The 20090-nt window shown below is 60.6% G+C and carries 17 protein-coding genes and 1 riboswitch; of the genes, 7 read left to right on the forward strand and 10 right to left on the reverse strand.

Annotated elements, in window-relative coordinates; translation table 11 throughout:
- Positions 1-16: 16 nt before the first annotated feature.
- The 7 genes from cobW to VJS46_RS00835 form a co-directional block, all read right to left on the reverse strand.
- A complete protein-coding gene (cobW, locus tag VJS46_RS00805; RefSeq protein ID WP_324057438.1) occupies positions 17-1051 on the reverse strand; it encodes a cobalamin biosynthesis protein CobW in 1035 nt (344 codons plus the stop codon).
- Positions 1048-1407, reverse strand: a complete 360-nt coding sequence (locus VJS46_RS00810) for a DUF1636 family protein (protein WP_324057439.1) — start codon at positions 1405-1407, stop codon at positions 1048-1050. The genes cobW and VJS46_RS00810 overlap by 4 nt, the downstream gene beginning before the upstream one ends.
- A 96-nt stretch (positions 1408-1503) precedes the next feature.
- A riboswitch (cobalamin riboswitch) is annotated at positions 1504-1710 on the reverse strand.
- Between the two features lie 50 nt (positions 1711-1760).
- Positions 1761-2042, reverse strand: a complete 282-nt coding sequence (locus VJS46_RS00815) for a zf-TFIIB domain-containing protein (protein ID WP_324057440.1) — start codon at positions 2040-2042, stop codon at positions 1761-1763.
- Between the two features lie 109 nt (positions 2043-2151).
- Positions 2152-2583, reverse strand: coding sequence for a DUF488 domain-containing protein (locus VJS46_RS00820; RefSeq protein ID WP_324057479.1), 432 nt, complete (start codon positions 2581-2583; stop codon positions 2152-2154).
- Positions 2584-2608: 25 nt separating this feature from the next.
- Positions 2609-3517, reverse strand: a complete 909-nt coding sequence (gene yghU, locus VJS46_RS00825) for a glutathione-dependent disulfide-bond oxidoreductase (RefSeq protein ID WP_324057441.1) — start codon at positions 3515-3517, stop codon at positions 2609-2611.
- Between the two features lie 67 nt (positions 3518-3584).
- Positions 3585-4463, reverse strand: a complete 879-nt coding sequence (locus VJS46_RS00830) for a TIGR00730 family Rossman fold protein (protein WP_324057442.1) — start codon at positions 4461-4463, stop codon at positions 3585-3587.
- A gap of 71 nt (positions 4464-4534) precedes the next feature.
- Positions 4535-5188: an extensin family protein gene (locus VJS46_RS00835; protein WP_324057443.1), complete on the reverse strand. Its 654-nt coding sequence runs from the start codon at positions 5186-5188 to the stop codon at positions 4535-4537.
- A gap of 530 nt (positions 5189-5718) precedes the next feature.
- Here VJS46_RS00835 and VJS46_RS00840 point away from each other — a divergent pair.
- From VJS46_RS00840 to VJS46_RS00860, 5 genes are all read left to right on the forward strand, one after another.
- Positions 5719-6180 carry a phosphatase PAP2 family protein gene (locus VJS46_RS00840; RefSeq protein WP_324057480.1) on the forward strand — a complete coding sequence of 154 codons (462 nt, stop codon included), beginning with the start codon at positions 5719-5721 and terminating at the stop codon, positions 6178-6180.
- 3 nt (positions 6181-6183) lie between these two features.
- The gene (locus VJS46_RS00845) at positions 6184-7056 is read left to right on the forward strand and encodes a diacylglycerol/lipid kinase family protein (RefSeq protein ID WP_324057444.1); all 873 of its coding nucleotides are present in this window, start codon (positions 6184-6186) and stop codon (positions 7054-7056) included.
- Positions 7057-7147: 91 nt separating this feature from the next.
- Positions 7148-8662, forward strand: coding sequence for a CpaF family protein (locus tag VJS46_RS00850; protein ID WP_324057445.1), 1515 nt, complete (start codon positions 7148-7150; stop codon positions 8660-8662).
- Positions 8663-8806: 144 nt separating this feature from the next.
- Entirely contained in the window at positions 8807-9622 is an 816-nt protein-coding gene (locus tag VJS46_RS00855; protein ID WP_324057446.1) for a methyltransferase type 11, read from the forward strand.
- 88 nt (positions 9623-9710) lie between these two features.
- The gene (locus VJS46_RS00860; RefSeq protein WP_324057481.1) at positions 9711-10619 is read left to right on the forward strand and encodes a DMT family transporter; all 909 of its coding nucleotides are present in this window, start codon (positions 9711-9713) and stop codon (positions 10617-10619) included.
- Between the two features lie 62 nt (positions 10620-10681).
- Here VJS46_RS00860 and VJS46_RS00865 read toward each other — a convergent pair whose 3' ends face one another.
- The 3 genes from VJS46_RS00865 to VJS46_RS00875 form a co-directional block, all read right to left on the reverse strand.
- Positions 10682-11947 (reverse strand): glutamate-5-semialdehyde dehydrogenase, encoded by a 1266-nt coding sequence (locus tag VJS46_RS00865; protein ID WP_324057447.1) that lies wholly within the window; start codon positions 11945-11947, stop codon positions 10682-10684.
- A gap of 111 nt (positions 11948-12058) precedes the next feature.
- The gene (locus VJS46_RS00870) at positions 12059-12541 is read right to left on the reverse strand and encodes a YbaK/EbsC family protein (RefSeq protein WP_324057448.1); all 483 of its coding nucleotides are present in this window, start codon (positions 12539-12541) and stop codon (positions 12059-12061) included.
- 264 nt (positions 12542-12805) lie between these two features.
- Positions 12806-15448 (reverse strand): ribonuclease E/G, encoded by a 2643-nt coding sequence (locus tag VJS46_RS00875; protein ID WP_324057449.1) that lies wholly within the window; start codon positions 15446-15448, stop codon positions 12806-12808.
- 523 nt (positions 15449-15971) lie between these two features.
- On the opposite strand from VJS46_RS00875, the gene VJS46_RS00880 reads away from it, so the two are divergent.
- Together VJS46_RS00880 and VJS46_RS00885 are read left to right on the forward strand one after the other, a co-directional pair.
- Complete coding sequence (locus tag VJS46_RS00880) at positions 15972-17177, forward strand: N-acetylmuramoyl-L-alanine amidase (protein WP_324057450.1); 1206 nt, start codon at positions 15972-15974, stop codon at positions 17175-17177.
- Between the two features lie 260 nt (positions 17178-17437).
- Complete coding sequence (locus tag VJS46_RS00885) at positions 17438-19948, forward strand: PBP1A family penicillin-binding protein (RefSeq protein WP_324057451.1); 2511 nt, start codon at positions 17438-17440, stop codon at positions 19946-19948.
- Positions 19949-20090: the final 142 nt, after the last annotated feature.

Consider the following 20090-nt stretch of genomic DNA (forward strand, 5'->3'; position numbering starts at 1 on the left):
TGGCGGCGCTCCCCGATCAGCCGCGCAGGGCCTGCGCGACCGCCTCGCGGTCCATGCCGTTAAGGCCGATGACGACGAGCCGCCCGGAACGCTCGCCTGCTTCCCAAAGGCGGTCGAACTGGTGCGTCACGCGCGCGCCCACTGCCTGAACCTGAAGGCGCATCGCCTTCCCGGTGACGGCCAGGAAGCCTTTGACGCGCAACACGCCATGATCACGCGCCGCAGCATCGATCCGCTGAACGATGGCCTCCGGGTCGAAGATTTCCGGTAGATCGACAATGAAACTGTCGAAATCGTCATGCTCATGATCGCCCTCCGCATCGTGCAGCGTTCGCCGCGCTTCAATGCTCTCCTGCGCGTCAAGGCCAAGGCCGAGCATCACCGACGGATCCACCCCGCCCCGGCTTTCAATGACCCGGACGGCGGACGGCAGCGCCTTCCCGACCGCATCATGCGCGCCTTGCCGCTCGGCCTCGGATGCGAAAAGATCGGCCTTGGTCATGACCACCAGGTCGGCACAGGCGAGCTGGTCCAGAAAAACTTCTTCCACCGGATCATCATGGTCCAGTGTCTCGTCTGCCTCTCGCTGCGCGGCGAGGGCCTCCATGTCGGCAGCAACCCTGCCTTCCGCCAAGGCCGCGCCATCGACCACCGCCACCACGCCGTCGACCGTCACGCGGCTCTTGATGCTGGGCCAGTTGAACGCCTGCACCAGCGGCTTCGGAAGGGCGAGGCCGGAGGTTTCGATAAGGATATGATCCACCCTTGGCTCCCGGGCCAAAATGGCGTCGATGGCGGGCACGAAATCGTCGGCCACCGTGCAGCAGAGGCAGCCATTGGCAAGTTCGACGATATTCTCTTCGGGGCAGCTTTCAATGCCGCAGCCCTTCAGCAGGTCGCCATCAATGCCAACGTCACCAAATTCATTGACGATCACGGCAAGGCGCCTGCCCCCAGCCTTGGCAAGGATATGGCGGACGAGCGTCGTCTTTCCTGCTCCAAGAAAGCCGGTGACGATCGTACAAGGCACGCGAGCAAGCGAAAGGGTCATGGCTGTTCTCCGGCAAAATCGAGGGGAGGAATGCGCGCAATCATGCCGCGCTTGAGGCAATCGGGCCGCCCCCGCCAGGGCAGCAGGCCGTCGATGGAGTCCTTGAGAAGCGCCGCCCCTGCAATGAGGCTGGATGAATCGTCGGGCGAGAGCGACCCGAAGATGTAGGACCAGCTTCCTTCCGCACGGATGACAGCGCTGGGACCGCGAGTGCAGTTGGCCAGACAGTTGACGCGCAACAGCCGAGCGCCACTCCCGTCGGCCGCAAGCCCAGCCTCGACGGCATCAGCCAGCCGGGCGCCCGCGGCCTCGCTTTCACCCTTGCAGCTTGTGCAAACCAATATTGTTGCGGTCACAGCGCCCCTTCCATTCCGGGGCGCTGGGAAAAGACTGACGCAAGGCGCTAGATCGCCTGTCCGCCTGTCCGACATACCGGGGCACCCCGCCCGTTCGTCCGATGCAAGACGAGGGCGGGTCTCCTGGCTTGCGGCTCGATCGTCCTGGCCGCCTTCCCAGGACCCAAGTCCCAGTGGCTAATGGCCTCGACTCGCCGCTTACAGTTGCGGGGGCAGCCGCAGATTGGCGCTTGCTTCGCGCTTCACTGCATTCCCCTTTAACCCCGGCAGCGCCTGCCGGGGACCGTCGTCTAGAGATGACCTAAAAGACGGTTTGCGGCGCAAAGTCAAGCTGAGCGCCGAGTCTGCCGGGCCTAATCGAAGAGTTCTTCTAGGAAAGACTTCTTCCTCTTATACGGCTTCTGCCCCCAGGGCTGTGAACGCTGATCGCCATAATGGGGCGCGGGTTGCACGGGCTGGGGCGCTGCCGCAGGGGCGCTTTGGGCGCTGCGTTCCAGTATCTTGTCGAGCTCGCCCCGGTCGAGCCACACGCCCCGGCATTGCGGGCAATAATCGATCTCCACGCCCTGGCGTTCGCTCATCACAAGCGGAACACGGCATACTGGGCAAGGCATTCCGGCGGCGGCATTTGTCATCAGAAAAACCCTTCTGGATCAAACCATAAAAATCAGTGCGTTATTGCCAACAAGACATAGGTCGGAGACGCGGGGCTTCAATCCCGCAGGCCGCAAGGCGGGGCGAGGTTCAGACGAAGAGGTGCACCGTCTCGGCCTGCGGCATCACGGCCTTGATGAGCAGCGAGCGATGACAGGCACAAGGGTCCCGTTCAAAGCAGAGCAATGCCGTTGGCCGCTCTCTCGCCATGTCGACCAGTTGGGCCGCGGCCAATTGCGCCTCCGGCAATTCCAGTTGCGCGGCATAAACCCGCGACAAAATGTCACTCCGTCCCTTGCGCGCGGCCTCCCTGCCCTCCGGCGGCGTGCCGAGCGCCTTCAAGCCCACATAATCGATCCCGGCTTCCTTCAAGGCGGCCGCCAGCACATTTTTGGAAAAGCCAGGCCGGCGGGAGAGCGGCACGGCCCTGACATCGGCGAGCAGTTCAATCCCCGCTTCCGCCAGCCGGGCGATGAAGTCCGCCTGCGTCGCGCCCTCATAGCCGATGGTGAATATCTTCAGCCCGGCCATGGCTACACGCTTATAGTCATATTCGCTCTCCGCCGCGGGCCTCCACCATATCCTGACGGTTCCGTTCGAAGTCGCTGGCCGTATGCCGTTCGCGCAGTTGCGTTTCCGGAGCGCCAGCGGTGCGATTGACCATTTGGCCCCGTTTCACGCCCTCCCGATTGCCGATCAGGTCCGCCCAGCGATCGACATTGCGATATTCATGCACCGACAGAAATTCCTGTGCACCATAGCCATCGCGCATGAGCGAGCCATACCAGGGCCAGATCGCCATGTCGGCGATCGTATATTGGTCCCCTGCCACATATTCGTTCCTGGCAAGCTGCGTGTCGAGCACGTGGAGCTGCCGCTTCGTTTCCATGGCGTAGCGATTGATGGGATATTCCATCTTGAACGGAGCATAAGTGAAGAAATGACCGAAACCTCCGCCAACAAAGGGGGCAGAACCCATCTGCCACATCAGCCAGTTCATCGTTTCTGCACGCTTATGATGTTCCCTGGGCAGGAAGGCGCCAAATTTTTCGCCTAGATAGAAAAGGATCGAGCCGCTTTCAAAAAGGCGGGTGGGCGGGTTGGTCGAATAGTCCATCATTGCGGGGATCTTTGAATTGGGATTGATCTCCACAAAGCCGCTGGAAAACTGATCCCCTTCACCGATCCTGATCAGCCAGGCGTCATATTCCGCGCCTGAATGGCCGAGCGCCAGAAGCTCTTCCAGCATGATGGTGACCTTGATCCCATTGGGCGTCCCCTGGGAATAGAGCTGGAGCGGATGTTTGCCCACCGGCAGCGCTTTCTCGTGCGTGGCCCCGGAAACCGGACGGTTGACGCTGGCGAATTGCCCCCCATTCTCCTTGTCCCATTGCCATATCTTTGGCGGGACATAGCCTGCGGGCTGGTTCTGTGCAGCGTCCAGGGTCTCTGTCATTTCATTCTCCAGTGATGCAGTTTCAACAAGCAAATCAAGGATCCGCGCGTTGGCATTGCCTCCAGGGCTACCGGTAGCCGGGCATGCCTGCTTTCTCATAGAATGTCTGAACGATGTCCCAGGCATCATCGGCGGTTTCAACGAAGTGGAACAGGTCCAGATCCTCCGGGCTGACCGTACCCTCCTCGGCCAGAGCCTCGAAATTCACCACCCGGTTCCAGAAGTCCTGGCCAAAGACAAGGACGGGGATCGGCTTCATCTTTCCGGTCTGGATGAGGGTCAGCGTTTCAAAGAATTCGTCGAACGTCCCGAACCCGCCGGGGAAAACCGCCAGCGCCCGCGCCCGCAGCAGGAAGTGCATCTTGCGGAGCGCGAAATAGTGGAACTGAAAGCTCAATTCCGGCGTCACATAATGATTGGGCGCCTGTTCATGTGGCAGGACGATGTTGAGCCCGATCGACAAGGCCCCCGCCTCATGCGCGCCCTTGTTCGCCGCCTCCATGATCGAAGGGCCGCCGCCTGAGCAGACCACGAAGTTGCGGCACCCGTCGTCCGTCATCGGAAATTTGCTGGCCTTATAGGCAAGCTTGCGGGCCTCGTCATAATATTTGGCCTTCTCGGCAAGGCGCTCTGCGACCTTGCGGTCATAATCGGTCTGCGCCTTTTCGATCGGCACATGCGCCTGATCGGGATGCGGAATGCGCGCCGAGCCATAGAAGACGAAGGTCGATTCAATCTGCGCCTCATCCAGCAGCAGTTCCGGCTTCAGCAACTCAAGCTGAAACCGCACCGGCCGCAAATCCTCCCTCAGAAGGAATTCTGTATCCTGGAACGCCAGCTTATAGGCGTCGCTTTCGGTTTGCGGTGTGGAAACGGCCAGTTTGGCGGTGCTGGCATCATCTGAAGCGCGGCGAAATTTTCGCTCGGCAATTTCTTTGTTTGTCATTCAGCCCATTTAAGCAGCAATTGTGGCAATTCCAATATCATGGGTTCAGCTTGTCCCGGAACGGAGCGGGATTAGCGGCAATAGATTCCCTTGCCGCCCATATCGAAATGGAAATGATCGCGGTGGGCAGCATTATAATCGGGGCTGAGCACTGTGCGGAACCGCTTGCAGGCGCTCTCATGGATAACCCGAAGGAATCGCCGCGACTGGTCATCGCCATTCCACTGGTCCCTCACCGTGATCCGCCGCCCGTCGGCAAGCACGAAGGCCGCAACGTCCACGGCATTGCTATGCGCATGTTCGGACCGGTTGCCGGACATGTTGCCGTTGATGTTGCGGCAGGCATAGGTGCCGTATGTTTCGATCCTGACCAGTTCGGACCCCAGAATGAGCCGCGCCGCGGGCTGCACCCCATAACGCGCCCACGCGGCGAATTTTCCCGCCAGCGGGCATGTCATCGCCCCCAAATTGGTCACCGGCGTACCGATGTCGAGCAACTTCACACTGTTGATGGCATGGCACCCGCCGCCAAAATGCTGGTCGGGCAGCGGAGTGAAGCGAACGGAGGCGGAACGAAGATCCGCCAGACACTGCCGCGCCTCAGCCGACGAAGGAGCAGGCACGGAACGGCCCGGCCGCCGGTTATCCGGCCCCGACCCGCACCCGGCCAGCAACAACACCAACGCCCCCAGAGCGCCCCATTTGAACCGACGATTCCAGCCCATCCCTGAAACTCTTTTCCTCATGCGGGCGGTGTTAGGCGCGCCTGCATGAATGTGGGGTGACATATCGTGGATATTGAGGGGGTTGGCAAGGGTGAGAAGTAGATGTCGATTCTCTATTTTAGGCCCGCCTTGAGAAATTATTAACCCTATTGAGCCACGTTAAAAAGCCAAACGATCGACTGGGTGACGCATGATCAATATTGGAAAAATCTCTCCCGAAATATTAGTCACAATTGCAATTGTCCTATTCATGCTTATTCTTTCGTGGACATTTAATTTACCTATAATATATCCCTCCGGGGAGCGAGCACAATTCGTTGGCATCCACTACATATATCCCCTTATCGGTGTCGCAGCACTGGGCGTCATCACTTTTTTCGCTGGACGAAAAGATGTAGCTTTACGATTTCTATTAGCTCTCCCTTGCTATATAGCAATTCTTTTTGCACATTTTAATATAAAGTTATGGATTCCCCATATTAACCCTACAAATTTCGACTATATTTACTGGGAATTTGATAATAGCCGCGTTGCTTCTCCAGGTTATCGGCACCATAGGATATCTGATTGCTCCAGCTCTTGGACCGTTCATTTATGAAGCAGGGGTCGACCCCACGATTTCCGGGGGACAACGTAGCATGCTTGAATTTTACAGAATTTCCGTCGCGGAGGGGCCAGAGTGGCTTTCCAAACATGGGGGGGCTAATTTCACGGTCGGCTTAGCAGCCATGCCGTCGCTGCATTCGGCAAGTGCATTCTTATTTTTTCTGTTTGCCTGGCATCATGGTAAAATACTCGTTCCACTTTATTCGTTTATTTTGTTCTTCATTTTGATTACTGCCGTTGCGAGCAGGTGGCATTATCTGATCGATGTGCCAGTGGGTATGCTCATAGCATGGGCAAGCTACGCATTGGCAGAACGCCTTGCCAAAGGACAGGCGGCAACGGCTGAAATTGATGGCGCGAACGTTCCATATCCTGCAACGGCCTGAATCATGCTTCGCAAGCGGCAAAATACCCCTCCGGTTATACAAATCTTTGCCAATCCCTCAGCTGGCGGGTTTAGGACCAAGCGCCTTGTAGAATTTCAGGATCAATTGGTGCGTTGTGGCGCAAGGGTGTCCGTTTCGCCAAGTATGCCCGGTGCGACATTATGCGTGAACTCTGCGACAACCCATATATGGGCATTCGGAGGTGATGGGACTGCCAGACATGTAGCCGGCGCTGCCGCAGATTGTGGGCGGCCGATCTCCGTTGGTATCTATCCGGCCGGTACTGTCAATCTTCTCGCTCGCGAAATGGCTCTGCCTTACAAGAGAACTCCGGCCCTGACGACGCTCGACGAGGTTAATCCCCGCCAACACTTCCTTGGAGAATTGAACGGAAAAATCTTCCTGACCTGTGCCAGTGCCGGACCCGATAGCCGCATTGTGGCGAGACTGCCATCGCGCTTGAAGCGACTTTGTGGAAAATACGCCTATGGCGTGATGTTCCTTGCGGAGCTGCTGAGTTGGCGCCGAAATCCTATTACATTGACTTGGGAAAACGGAAGCGCCGAATGCGAAGCATTCTACGTTGCCAAAGGTCGCTTTTACGCTGGCCCATGGAGCTTCGCGCCCTATGCCAGCGTCACCGATCCACATCTTCATGTTGTGATGCTACCCATCGCCAATCGGAGGAGATATCTTCGCTTTTTAGTTGCCCTGTTATGCAACAGTGTCGAACGTTGTCCTGGCTTGATCAGGTTTTCCTGTTCGAACCTGGAAGCATCCGCCGAAAGATCTGTGCCAGTGCAAATTGATGGCGACGCCGTGGCGATGCTACCAGTCAAAATTGGTGTAAAGCCAAATCCTCTAACCTTCTGCTAAGGCCCATTAGCACTTTCTCAAAGTTTCCGCCCTATTCACCAACTCCATCACCATCTCACTGGCGAAAACCAGCCACAGGCGGCGGAGAGATATGAGCGCTTTCGGACGGAAAAATGGACTTGGCGGGCGGCCGGCTTTTGGGGTGGCGCGGCCGATGCATGGGGGTGGGGTTCGGCCTTCGCAGGAGCCTGAGGCTCGCGGCGGGGAGCAGTTTCCTCCTATCGATCCATTCGCCCTTCCCCTTGCCGAAGAACCGGCGCCGCCGCTCAGCAAGACGGATGAGGCGCTGGCGCGGCTTGATGACCGGGCCAACGCCGACCATGTGCAGGTGAAGGCAGAGGGCTTTGAGGCTTCGGTTCACAAGATCAAGGAACAGGTGCTCCCCCGCCTTTTGGAGCGTGTTGACCCGGAAGCCGCCGCGACGCTCACCAAGGATGAACTGGCGGAGGAATTCCGGCCGATCATCATGGAGGTGCTCGCCGAGCTCAAGCTGACGCTCAACCGGCGCGAGCAATTCGCGCTGGAAAAGGTGCTGGTCGACGAGCTTTTGGGCCTGGGTCCGCTGGAGGAGCTGCTGGCCGATCCCGACGTCACCGACATCATGGTCAATGGCCCGGAGCAGACCTATATCGAAAAGAAGGGCAAGCTGCAGATCGCGCCTATTCAATTCCGCGACGAGGAGCATCTGTTCCAGATCGCGCAGCGTATCGTGAACCAGGTCGGCCGCCGCGTCGACCAGACGACGCCGCTCGCCGACGCCCGCTTGAAGGACGGCAGCCGCGTCAACGTGATCGTGCCGCCGCTTTCGCTGCGCGGCACCGCCATCTCGATCCGTAAATTTTCGGCCAAGCCGATCACGCTCGACAATCTGTGCCAATGGGGCGCGATGAACGCCAAAATGTGCACGGCCCTCAAGATTGCGGGGGCGAGCCGCTTCAACATCGTGATTTCGGGCGGCACCGGTTCGGGCAAGACCACCATGCTCAACGCCCTGTCGAAGATGATCGACCCCGGCGAGCGCGTACTGACCATCGAGGACGCGGCGGAACTCCGCCTGCAACAGCCGCACTGGCTGCCGCTCGAAACGCGCCCCGCCAACCTTGAGGGCCAGGGTGAGATCACCATCGGCGACCTTGTGAAAAACGCCCTGCGTATGCGCCCGGACCGCATCATCCTGGGCGAAATTCGCGGCGCGGAGTGCTTTGACCTGCTCGCCGCGATGAACACGGGCCATGACGGGTCGATGTGTACGCTCCACTCAAACTCGCCCCGCGAGTGCCTGGGCCGTATGGAGAACATGATCCTGATGGGCGACATCAAGATTCCCAAGGAAGCCATTTCCAAGCAGATCGCCGACTCCGTCGACCTCATCGTGCAGGTGAAGCGCCTTCGCGACGGTTCGCGCCGCGTCACCAACATCACCGAGGTCATCGGCATGGAGGGCGAGGTCATCGTCACCCAGGAACTGTTCAAGTTCGAATATCATGACGAGGACGAGAACGGGAAGATCATCGGCGAGTATCGCTCGATGGGTCTGCGGCCCTATACTCTGGAAAAGGCGAAGCAGTTCGGCTTCGACCAGCCTTTCCTGGAGGCTTGCCTGTAATCGTCCCTGCGCAGGGACGACGATTTCGGGGCAAAGAGCTCTTAGTGCAAAGATTACTCACATTGGAAATACCATAAGTTTAGCGCTGGACTTTAGCGCACCAGGGCTCCAACTATCGGCCACCAATCGTAGAGGAGCCGATCCATGCGCACGACCACCGTCCTTGCAACCGCCCTGTCTCTTGTTCTGACGGCATCCGCCTCGCAGGCGCAGGATCATTCCGCTCATCACGGCCAGCCGGCGGATGCGATCGCCGGGGCCGTGGCTGATCCGGGCAGGACAGAAAGCAATCGCGCGCGCGACAAATATCGCCATCCCGTGGAGACGCTCAGCTTCTTTGGCGTGAAGCCAACCGATACAGTCGTGGAGATCTGGCCGGGCGGCGGATGGTACAGCGAAATTCTGGGGCCGCTTACCAAGGCAAAGGGCAAACTTTACCTGGCAACGGCGCCGCGTGGATTGGAGGCGACGCAAAAGCTGGTAGCGGGCAAGCCATCGCTGGCCCACGCCACCGTCGCGTTGTTTCCAAACAGCGACGGCCAGATGAAGGTCCCGGACGGCACGGCTGACATCGTCCTGACCTTCCGGAATGTGCATAATTGGCGCTTCGGCGGCAGAGATGCGGCTCAGGCAGCCTTCAACCAGATGTTCGCCATGCTGAAGCCCGGTGGGGTGCTGGGCGTCGTCGACCACCGCTTGCCCGAAGAGATGGACAGCGCGCTTCAGGAAAAAAGCGGCTATATCAAGCGAAGCGAGGTCATTGGGCTCGCCAAGGCCGCAGGCTTTGAATTGGCGGGCGAGAGCGGCATCAATGCCAATCCCAAGGACAGCCACGACTGGCCCGAGGGCGTGTGGGTTCTGCCTCCGACGCTCAGAAAAGGTGAGGTGGACCGGGAGAAATATCTCGCCATCGGTGAAAGCGACCGGATGACGCTGAAATTCCGCAAGCCCCCGCGTTGATTCCAAGTTAGCTTGCATCGGTGAAGGCTTTGGCTAAAGGCGGGGGGTGACCTCACCCTCCCCTTCCGTTTCCCCTTCCACTGGCCGGATGGACCAGCCGTCCATTGCGCCCGCCCGTGCGGAACGGCGTCAGACCGCGATCATTTTGCGGATCGTCGCTGTAGCTTGCCTTGCCGTCATGCTGGCAGCGGCCAAGCTGGCGGGAGAACGGGGCGTGCATGTTGTGGAAGCGCTCTTCTACCGCCAGTTCCTGTTCTTGCCCGTCCTGCTGGCCTGGCTTTGGATGGGGCCAGGCCTTATGTCCGTTCGAACCGCGCGGCTCGGCGCGCATGCCAGCAGGACGGCGGTCGGTCTTGCCGGAATGGTCCTGAACTTCCTCACAGTGACTTTGCTCCCGCTTGCCGAAGCCACCACCATCGGTTTCACAGTTCCGATCTTCGCCACCATCCTTTCCGCGCTGGTGCTGAAGGAAGCCACGGGCCTTCATCGCTGGGGCGCCGTGCTGGCCGGATTTCTGGGCGTTCTCGTCATGGTTCAGCCTGGCACCATGCATTTTGAACCTCTAGGCCTTTCCGTTGCGATCGCGGCCGCTATGGTTGTTGCTGTGGTCAGCATTGTGTTGCGGCAGATAGGGCGCACGGAAGCTGCCCCGACGACGGTCTTCTGGTTCACCCTCTTTTCCCTGCCCCCGCTCGGCATGGCCATGCTGTTCTTTGGCCAGAGCCATGATTTGCTAAGCTGGATATTGCTGGGGATCATAGGCCTGGCTGGAGGGGCCGGGCAGATCTGCCTCACTGCGTCGCTGCGTCTGGCTCCAGTCTCGCTGGTGATGTCAATGGATTATACCAGCCTGCTCTGGGCGACCCTTTTGGGCTGGCTGATCTGGGATCATTGGCCGGGCCCGTCAACCTGGGCGGGCGCTGCGCTGATCGTGGCGAGCGGGCTCTATATTGCCTGGCGGGAGAGGGTCAGGGCCATCAGGCGGGAAGCAGCTTAGCCTCAACCCCTTCCGCCCGAGCGTGGCCGTGGACATTGGCTCATCCGAGCACGTCCCGGCCCTCAAGCCCGCGTCTGGCCTGTGCCACGCACGATCCACTTATAGGTGGTCAGTCCTTCCAGTGCGACCGGTCCCCGGGCATGCAGGCGCCCGGTGGAAATTCCGATCTCGGCACCCAGGCCAAATTCGCCGCCATCGGCAAACTGGCTGGATGCATTCCACATGACGATCGCGCTGTCGACGCCGTTCAGGAACGCTTCGGCCGCCGCCGCGTCCTCTGTGATAATGGCGTCCGTATGATGGCTGCCATGGGCATCGATATGCTCCATCGCTTCCTCAAGGCCGCTCACAATGCGCGCTGACAAGACGCTGTCCAGATATTCGGTGTCCCAGTCGGCATCCGCTGCGGGCCTGACCCGAGTGTCGAGCGCACATATGCCTTCGTCTCCGCGCACTTCGCAGCCTGCATCGATCAGCGAGGAAATAATGGGCGCAGGATCGGCAAAATCCTTGTCGATCAGCAACGTCTCCATCGCTCCGCAAATCCCCGTCCGCCGCATCTTGGCATTGAGCGTGATCTGCCGCGCCATCGCTGCATCCGCGGTTCTGTGGACAAAGGTGTGGCAGATGCCGTCAAGGTGCGCGAGCACCGGTACCCGCGCTTCTTCCTGCACACGCGCCACCAGGCTTTTTCCGCCACGCGGAATGATGATGTCGATGAGACCCGCTGCCTTCAGCATAGCGCCAACCGCCGCCCGGTCGGTAATGGGCACCAGTTGCACGGCATCGGCAGGAAGTCCGGCTGCCCTGACGCCCTCGGCCATCGCCGCATGAATGGCGCGGTTGCTTTCCAGAGCCTCGCTGCCGCCGCGCAATATCACGGCATTGCCCGAACGCAGGCAAAGCGCGGCGGCATCGGCCGTCACATTGGGCCTGCTCTCGTAAATGATGCCAATGACGCCCAGCGGCACCCGAACCCTTTGCAGCACCATGCCATTGGGACGCCTCGCCTCATCGATGACGGCTCCGACCGGATCGGCCAGCCCGGCGACCGCCTCAACCGCGTCGGCGATCCCTGCTATCCGGCCGCTGTCCAGTTTGAGCCGGTCAAGCATGGCTGGCGAAAGGCCGTTCTGGGCGCCATTGTCCATGTCCCTGGCATTGGCAGCGACAATTTCCCGCTCCCTTTCTCGCAGAGTGCGCGCCGCCGAGCGCAGTGCTTCGGCCTTTTGCGCGTCAGTGGCGCGTGCAAGCGCCACCGCGGCCTTGCGGGCGCGCTTGGCCATGTTGGAAATGAGCATCTCAGGCGTCTGAGTCATATCGTTCATGCAGCCGCCCTAGCATTATCCGGCTTCGCGCAAAAGGCATGGCAGGCCCTTCGTCCGGAGCGAAGCGATATCTCTGCTTCGCTCGGCAGCGGCCGGTACATGAAGGCAGTTTTAGTGCAGCATCGCCTCATGCACGCTGAACCGGCCATGCCGCGCACCTTCCGTCAGCCGGGCGAACTCCTGATGCGTCATATGGATGAGCGACTTGTGATCGCCCGCCTCAAGGTAAACGTCCGACTGGCTGTCAATGCTGTCATCGACGATCATGGGCACGTCATAACCAGCGCCGAGCGCCGGGATCGCGCCCATGGCGCAGTCCGGGAAAATCATGTCCAGATCGGATTCCTCGACCAGATTGGGCCGGGAGCCGAATTCGTCGGCAAGGTCCGACAGCATGATCCGGTGATTCGCCGGTAGCACCGCCAGCAGATAGCCTTCATCAGTGTCGAGAAGCACCCCCTTGGCGATCTTCTCGGCGGGAACATGCGAGGCTATGGCGCTTTGCAAAGAGGATGTGGTCGGCACGTGCAGAATCACATCATATTGAGCGTGCTGCTCGTACAGATAGCTACGCAGTCGTGGGGCAATGGACATGGCAATTCTCCTGCTTTCGCGCCCTCTCGGGCGTGCGCCGGATGCCGGAGCTGCCAAGCGACAGGCTCTTGAAACGATGCCGGCGCTCATGGCCGCATCATACGCCGATGCGCGCGCAGCGGCCAGCCCCAAGGGAGAAGGGAGGAATGGCGGCAGTCCGGCTTTGCCTTTTGTCATTCCCACGGGAACGGGAACCCAATTGCCCTGCTGGTTGTAAAAACCGCTAGGCAAAAAAAGAGGCGGGACTTGCCCGCCTCTCTTCCGTCAATTCCCGAAAGTACGCTGCCACCAGCCCCTTCGCGGCGTGCCGTCCTCTTCTTCGGCGGCTTGGCCGTTGGCGTCATTGGCAGGCGCAGGTTCCGCCGTGGCAGGCGCAGCTTCTTCCGTAGCAGCGGCAGGTTCCACGACCGGCGCAACCTCTGGGGCCGTCTCAGCGAAAGCAGGCGCGGCCGTTTCGGGCTCGGCAGCTTCGGCCTCAACCTTTTTCCGCCGGGTGCGCTTTGGCTTTTCCACAACCGTTTCAGCTTCGGTTTCCGCCGGAGCCACTGCCTTCGGGGCAGCCTTGCGGCGGCCGCGCTTTGGCTTTTCCTCGACCGGAGCCTCTGCGCCGATCTCTGGGCTCGCTTCGGCGACCGGAGCCCCGACGGCATCTTCCTTGCGTGCACGAGGGCGGCGGCGGGTCTTCCGGGGCTCGGCTTCAGCAACAGGCTGTTCGGCAGCGTGCACCACTTCAGGAGCAATCGCCTCAAGAGTAGCCGCTTCGGGGGCTGCCTCGGCTTCGGCTTGCTCAGGTAGGGCCTCTACCTCCGCCACCGCTTCTACCGGCTCGGCATGTTCCTCATGACCGGCGGCATGCTCACCGGCACGGCGGCGGCGTCCGCCGCGGCGTCCGCGACGGCCCCGCCTGCGACCCTCGCCTTCTTCAGCAAGGACAGCTTCATGAGGCTCCTGGCCTTCATCAGCCGCTTCAGCCTCCTCTTCAGTTCCTTCCAGAACCGCAGGCTCGCCCTCAGCCACATGTTCGGGGTGATCCTCCCTGCGGCCTTTCCGGCCGCGGCGGCGGCGGCGGCGGCGGCGGCCATCTTCCCGTTCGCCTTGCTGGGCCGGCCGCTCGGAGGCCAATTCTTCCTCAGCCTCTTCCTCGAGCGGCTCTTCGAAGACCTCCTCTTCCTCTTCCACGATGGGCGCATAGCTCACAAGGTTCGCCGGACGCGGACCCGTGGCCTCCACCGACATGCGTGCGCCTTCCGTTTCCCCGTCAGGCAGGATGGTGATCCGCACGCCATAGCGTGTCTCGATCTCATCGATCTCTGCACGCTTGTTGTTGAGGACGTAGAAGGCCGCCTCCTGGCTGGCGCGCAGCGTGATGATGCTGCCGCGCCCGCGCGCCGCCTCTTCCTCTAACAGCCGCAGCGCCGAAAGTCCCGCGGAAGAGGCTGTGCGGACAAGGCCGGTACCCTCGCAATGGGGACATTCGCGAGTGGACGCTTCCAGAACGCCCGTGCGCAGCCGCTGGCGGCTCATCTCCATCAGGCCGAAGCCGGAAATCCGCCCCACCTGAATACGGGCGCGATCGTCCTTCAGCGCCTCCTTCATGGCCTTTTCGACTTTGCGGATATTGGAGTTCTGCTCCATGTCGATGAAGTCGATGACGACCAGGCCCGCCATGTCGCGCAGCTTCAACTGCCGGGCGATCTCCCGCGCTGCCTCCAGATTGGTGGCCACGGCGGTCTGCTCGATCCCATGTTCGCGCGTGGAGCGGCCCGAGTTGATGTCGATGGACACCAAGGCTTCGGTCGGGTTGATGACCAGATAGCCGCCGGACTTCAGTTGCACCACCGGATGATACATGGCGGCAAGCTGGTCCTCGACGCCGAAACGCTGGAACAGGGACACGGCATCGGCATATTGCTTTACCCGCCGGGCATGGCTGGGCATCAGCAGCTTCATGAAGTCCTTGGCTGCTTTGTAACCGTCTTCGCCCTCGACCAGCACTTCCTCGATATCGCGATTGTAAATGTCGCGGATCGCGCGCTTGATGAGGTCGCTGTCGTTATGGATCAGCGCCGGCGCCGCAGCCTTCAGCGTATTTTCGCGGATCTCGTCCCACAGGCGGGCGAGATAGTCGAAATCGCGTTTGATCTCCGGCTTGGTGCGCTGCAGCCCTGCCGTACGCACGATGCAGCCCATGGTGCTCGGTAGCTTCAACTCCGAAATGATGGATTTGAGCCGCTTGCGGTCGGCTGCATTGCTGATCTTGCGCGAAATGCCGCCGCCATGGCTGGTGTTCGGCATTAGCACACAATAGCGCCCGGCAAGGCTCAGATAAGTGGTAAGCGCCGCGCCCTTGTTGCCCCGCTCCTCCTTGACCACCTGCACCAGCATCACCTGCCGGCGGCGGATAACGTCCTGAATCTTGTAGCGGCGGCGCAGCGCCATGCGCTTGCGGCGCAGATCCTCGGCGGCGGCGTCGTTGCTGCGCGGCTTCGGTTTGGCCTGCACCTCGCCGTCCTCGTCCTCATGCACGTCTTCGTCTTCGAGTGCGGCGGGGGCAGCCATATCCTCGACGTCGCCGTCCATGTCCTCCGCTTCGGCGCGCAGCGCGGCTTCCTCTGCGGCATGCTCGGCCTCTTCGGCGAGCAACGCTTCGCGATCCTCCTTGGGAATCTGATAATAGTCCGGGTGGATTTCGGAAAAGGCAAGGAAGCCATGGCGATTGCCGCCATAGTCGACAAATGCCGCCTGAAGCGACGGTTCGACCCGTGTGACCTTGGCTAGATAGATATTGCCTTTGAGCTGCTTGTGCTCGGCAGATTCAAAATCAAATTCCTCGATCCGGTTTCCCTTGACGACGGCGACCCGGGTTTCCTCCCGGTGGCGCGCGTCGATCAGCATGCGCATTGTCATTAATGATACTCCGTGCATGGCGTCCCGCCGGTATGCGGCGGGGGGCCACGCGATATGAAAAGGGCGGACGCGGCGCTGCGCGCCTTACATCCGCCGGGGTTTGAAGATGAAAATGTGCCTCTGCTGCAACGGCATGGCCGGCAATTTCGCCCGGCCGCGACACGCGCATCCAAGCGCCAAGGCCCGGAAGCGGGCGTTGGTCAGTGGATGAAATATGCCTCATGCAGCGTCAACCTGGTCTGATCGTCATTCAACATGACGATTCGAAAAGCCCGGCATGCTTCCAGCGGAGATGACGGGACCTCCTATGGCTAGCACTGGAAACGGAACCGGGCAATGTCCCCGCTAAAAATATTGCGCGGACGTGGAACAAAAAAGGGTTAATCGAACATTTACCTTCGCGATTTAGAGGGGGGATATGGCTTTACGGTTCAGGCCGCCTTCAACAGCACATTATCGGCCGAAGGCGAAATCAAAGAAATTTGGCTGGACCTGCGTCCGCAGGGGACGCAAATATGCGCCCATGAACGCGCTCCTCGCCTGTGCCGCCATATTGCTTCCCGTAACCGCCCAGGCAGGCAGCATCAGCGGCGTCCGGGTCGATGGCGACAAGGTTATCCTGAATTTCGATGGCGGCGTCAAAGGCGCATCGGCCTTTCTTCTGGACAGTCCGCGCCGGATCGCACTCGATATCAGCGGCGCTCGGCCGGGGAACAATAGCGTGGCGCATGGCCCAATCGCAGCCATCCGGCAGGGCCAGTTCGATGAGGCAACGGCGCGCGTCGTTTTTGACCTTGTCCGGCCAGCCGTCATTTCCGAGGGCGCCTTCGCAGCCGATGGTACTTCCCTTACGCTTTCGCTCAAGGAAGCGGACGCCAGCGGCTTTAAGGCAGCGGTGAAGCAGGGGCGCAACAGCTTCGATTTCCCCGCAGCCAATGCCGCCTCCCCGCCAAGACGCACTCATGGTATCACCATTCCCATTCCAGCGCCCGCCAAGGGCGTTGAATTGCCGAGGGTTTCAGGTCCCTCCGACGACAGCCGTCCGCTTGTCGTCATCGACGCTGGCCATGGCGGTCATGATCCCGGCGCACTCAACAAAGAACTGAATGCGCGAGAGAAGGACATCACGCTGGCGGTCGCGCGCGCCATCAAGCGGGAATTGCTGAAGTCCGGCCGTGTAAGGGTTGCGCTCACGCGCGATGACGACCGGTTCCTGGTCCTGGAAGAACGCTACGGCATCGCCCGCCGGATGAAGGCCGATCTTTTCATCTCGGTTCATGCCGACGCCGCGGAAAATGAGGACGCGCGCGGCGCCACGATCTACACATTGTCCGAAGTCGCCTCAGACCGCGAAGCCGCCCGTCTCGCAGCACGGGAGAACAAGGCCGACATCATCAACGGCATCAACCTTGGCGGCCAGAGCAACGACGTCTCATCGATCCTCATTGATCTGACACAGCGCGAGACGATGAATATTTCGGCAAGCTTTGCCAAGTTGCTGCAACGCGAAGCCGCTCCTTATGTGGACTTCCGAACCGCCTACCACCGTTTTGCCTCGCTGGTGGTGCTGAAGGCGCCGGACACGCCCTCTGTGCTGTTCGAAACCGGCTATATCACCAACGCCGACGACGTGCGCTTCCTCAGTTCGCCGGAAGGGCAATCGAAAATCGCAAAGGGCGTAGCCAAGGCGGTCGAAATCCATTTCGCACGGCAACTAGTCCAGAATTGAGGCCATTGAAGTGCGCCCCCTCTCCCATAGGAAGAGAATGCAGGCTTGGCTGCGTGCAGCCTAGCCGGAGTTGGTGAGGGGTTGTGCCCTACCAGCAGCGTGGAACCCCTCACCCAACTTCGACTAAGACCGACTACGTCGGCCTAAGTCTGCGTAACCCTCTCCCTCCGGAGAGGGAACCCAAAACGGCAACCCCATCCGCGCGCGCCCTGCACTTCCTGGCTGGCAATCGCCGCAAAAGTTGGTAGAGCCAATCAGTGATGGTCGAGGCCGAAGAAACGAATTTGCGGTTCAAGCTGCAACGCAATGCAGGCGGGATCGCCGCCTTTTTCCAGAATTTGTGGCGGAAATGGTGGGTCAGGCTGCTCGCCTGGTCGCTTGGCGCCGCGATATTGCTGCTGCTCTTCATCTGGTTCGTGTTCGCGCGCAACCTGCCCAATGCGGACGCGCTGCTGGAATATGAACCGCCGCTTCCCACCATCGTTCGCGACATCAATGGGGAACCGGTGCAAAGCTATGCCCGCGAACGGCGGGTACAGCTCCAATATGCCGATTATCCGCCGCTGCTGATCCGCGCCTATATGGCGGCGGAGGACCGCACCTTCTTTCAGCATCATGGGCTGGATTATCCCGGCATCATCGGCGCGATGATCACCAACCTGACGCATAGCGGCCGCCCCATCGGAGCGTCCACCATCACGCAGCAGGTGGCCAAGAATCTGCTTCTGACCAATGAGGTCAGCTATGTGCGCAAGGCAAAGGAAGCGATCCTTGCCTACCGCATCGAAGCCGTCATGTCGAAGCAGCAGATCCTGGAGCTGTACCTGAACCAGATCTTCCTTGGCCGGAACGCCTATGGCGTCCAGGCCGCCGCCCGCGCCTATTTTGACAAGGATGTGGGCGACCTCAAGCTCCATGAAATGGCTTATCTCGCCATCCTGCCGAAGGGCCCCTCCAATTACCGCCCCGAGGTCCATTATGACCGGGCGATCGAGCGGCGGAACTGGGTGCTCAATGAAATGCGGAAGAATGGCTGGATCAGCCGCTCGCAATATGAGGAAGCCGCCGCCCAGCCGCTCGGCACCGTACGGCAGCAGAGCGCAAGCCGGTTCGAACGCGTCGGCGGCTATTATATAGAGGAGGTCCGCCGCCGCCTGATCGAAAAATTCGGCGAAACCGCCAAAGATGGTCCACACAGCGTTTATGCCGGGGGTCTGTGGGTGCGTACGCCGCTCGATACCGGTATGCAGGATCTGACGCGCAAGGCGCTCCGCACCGGCCTCATCCGCTATGATCAGGGCAAGGGCTGGTCGGGGCCGGTGAATACCATCCAGATGGATGAGGAATGGGCCAAGCGGCTCTCCTCCACTTTCATCGGCATTGACTATCAGAGCTGGAAGATCGCTGTTGTCGTCAGCAAATCCGGCAGCAGCGCAACCATCGGCTTTGCCAATGGATCAACCGGCACCTTGTCCGAAGGCGCGGCTTCGATGTCCTATCGCAAAACCGGCGGAACCGCCTTTGACGCGATGCGGCCGGGCGACCTGATTGCGGTCAGCCCCGAGGGGAGCGGCTGGAGATTGCGGAACATCCCCGGTGTCTCCGGCGGCATGATCGTCGAAAATCCGCATAATGGCCGCATTTATGCGATGCAGGGCGGCTTTGATTCCCGCCTCAGTTCCTTCAACCGGGCGACGCAGGCGGAAAGGCAGCCGGGTTCCACCATAAAACCATTCGTTTATGCAGCAGCCCTCGATCATGGGATGACCCCTGCCTCCATCATCGTTGATGGCCCCTTCTGCGTCTTCCAGTCCGTTCGCCTCGGCCAGAAATGTTTCCGCAACTTTTCTGGTAAGAATGCCGGGCCGCAGACGATGCGCTGGGGCGTTGAACAGTCCCGCAACCTGATGACCGTTCGCACTGCCTCCCAAACCGGCATGGACAACGTGGTGAAGACCTTCAAGACCATGGGCATCGGCGACTATACGCCTTACCTCTCCTTCGCCCTGGGCGCGGGTGAGACAACCGTGGAGCGGATGGTCAACGCCTATGCCATGCTGGCCAATCATGGGCGGCAGTTGACGCCCAAGGTCATGGATTTCGTGCAGGACCGGCGGGGCAAGGTGATCTGGCCCGAAAAATGGAAGCCCTGCGAAGGATGCAATATGGCCGATTGGGACGGAAAGCCAATGCCGCGCTTCCGGCCATCAGGAAAACAGCTCATGAACCCGATGACCGCCTATCAGGTCGTTCATATCGGCGAAGGGGTGATCACACGCGGCACGGCGCAGCGGCTGCGTGACATGAACCGCCCACTCTTTGGCAAGACCGGCACCACCAACGGCCCCACCAATGCGTGGTTCATCGGCGGATCGCCCGATCTCGTGGCGGGCGTGTATATCGGCTATGACCAGCCCCGTCCGCTCGGCGGCTATGTTCAGGGCGGCAATACCGCTGCACCCATCTGGCGCCAAGCCGTGGAGCCCGTGCTTGAAAAAATGCCCAAGCGGCCCTTCGTCGCTCCGCCAGGCATGCGCCTGGTGCGCATCGACCGCCGCAGCGGCCGGCGCGTCTATGGCGCCTGGCCGACCGACGAACCCAAGGCGGCAGTGATCTGGGAAGCCTTCAAGCCCGAAACCGAACCCCGCCGCACCATAAGACGCGAGGAAATCGTGATCCGCCAGGGAAGCGGAGCCGAAGGGGCGGAGGGCGCCTCCGGCCGGAGAGCGGCGGACAGCGACTTCCTGCAGCGGGAAGGCGGCATTTATTGAAGGATTGCGACAGGGTGGAATTGCAGGACTTTCTGCATCCGCCGTCCCTGCCCAGATAGGGACCCGCTTCTACCCGACGGAGACGAAGAAACAGCGGAGCCCGCGATCGCCGGGTCGGCGATCTGTTCCTTAAACCTCCGCC

Source organism: Rhizorhapis sp., assembly GCF_035276005.1.
GTDB lineage: Bacteria > Pseudomonadota > Alphaproteobacteria > Sphingomonadales > Sphingomonadaceae > Rhizorhapis.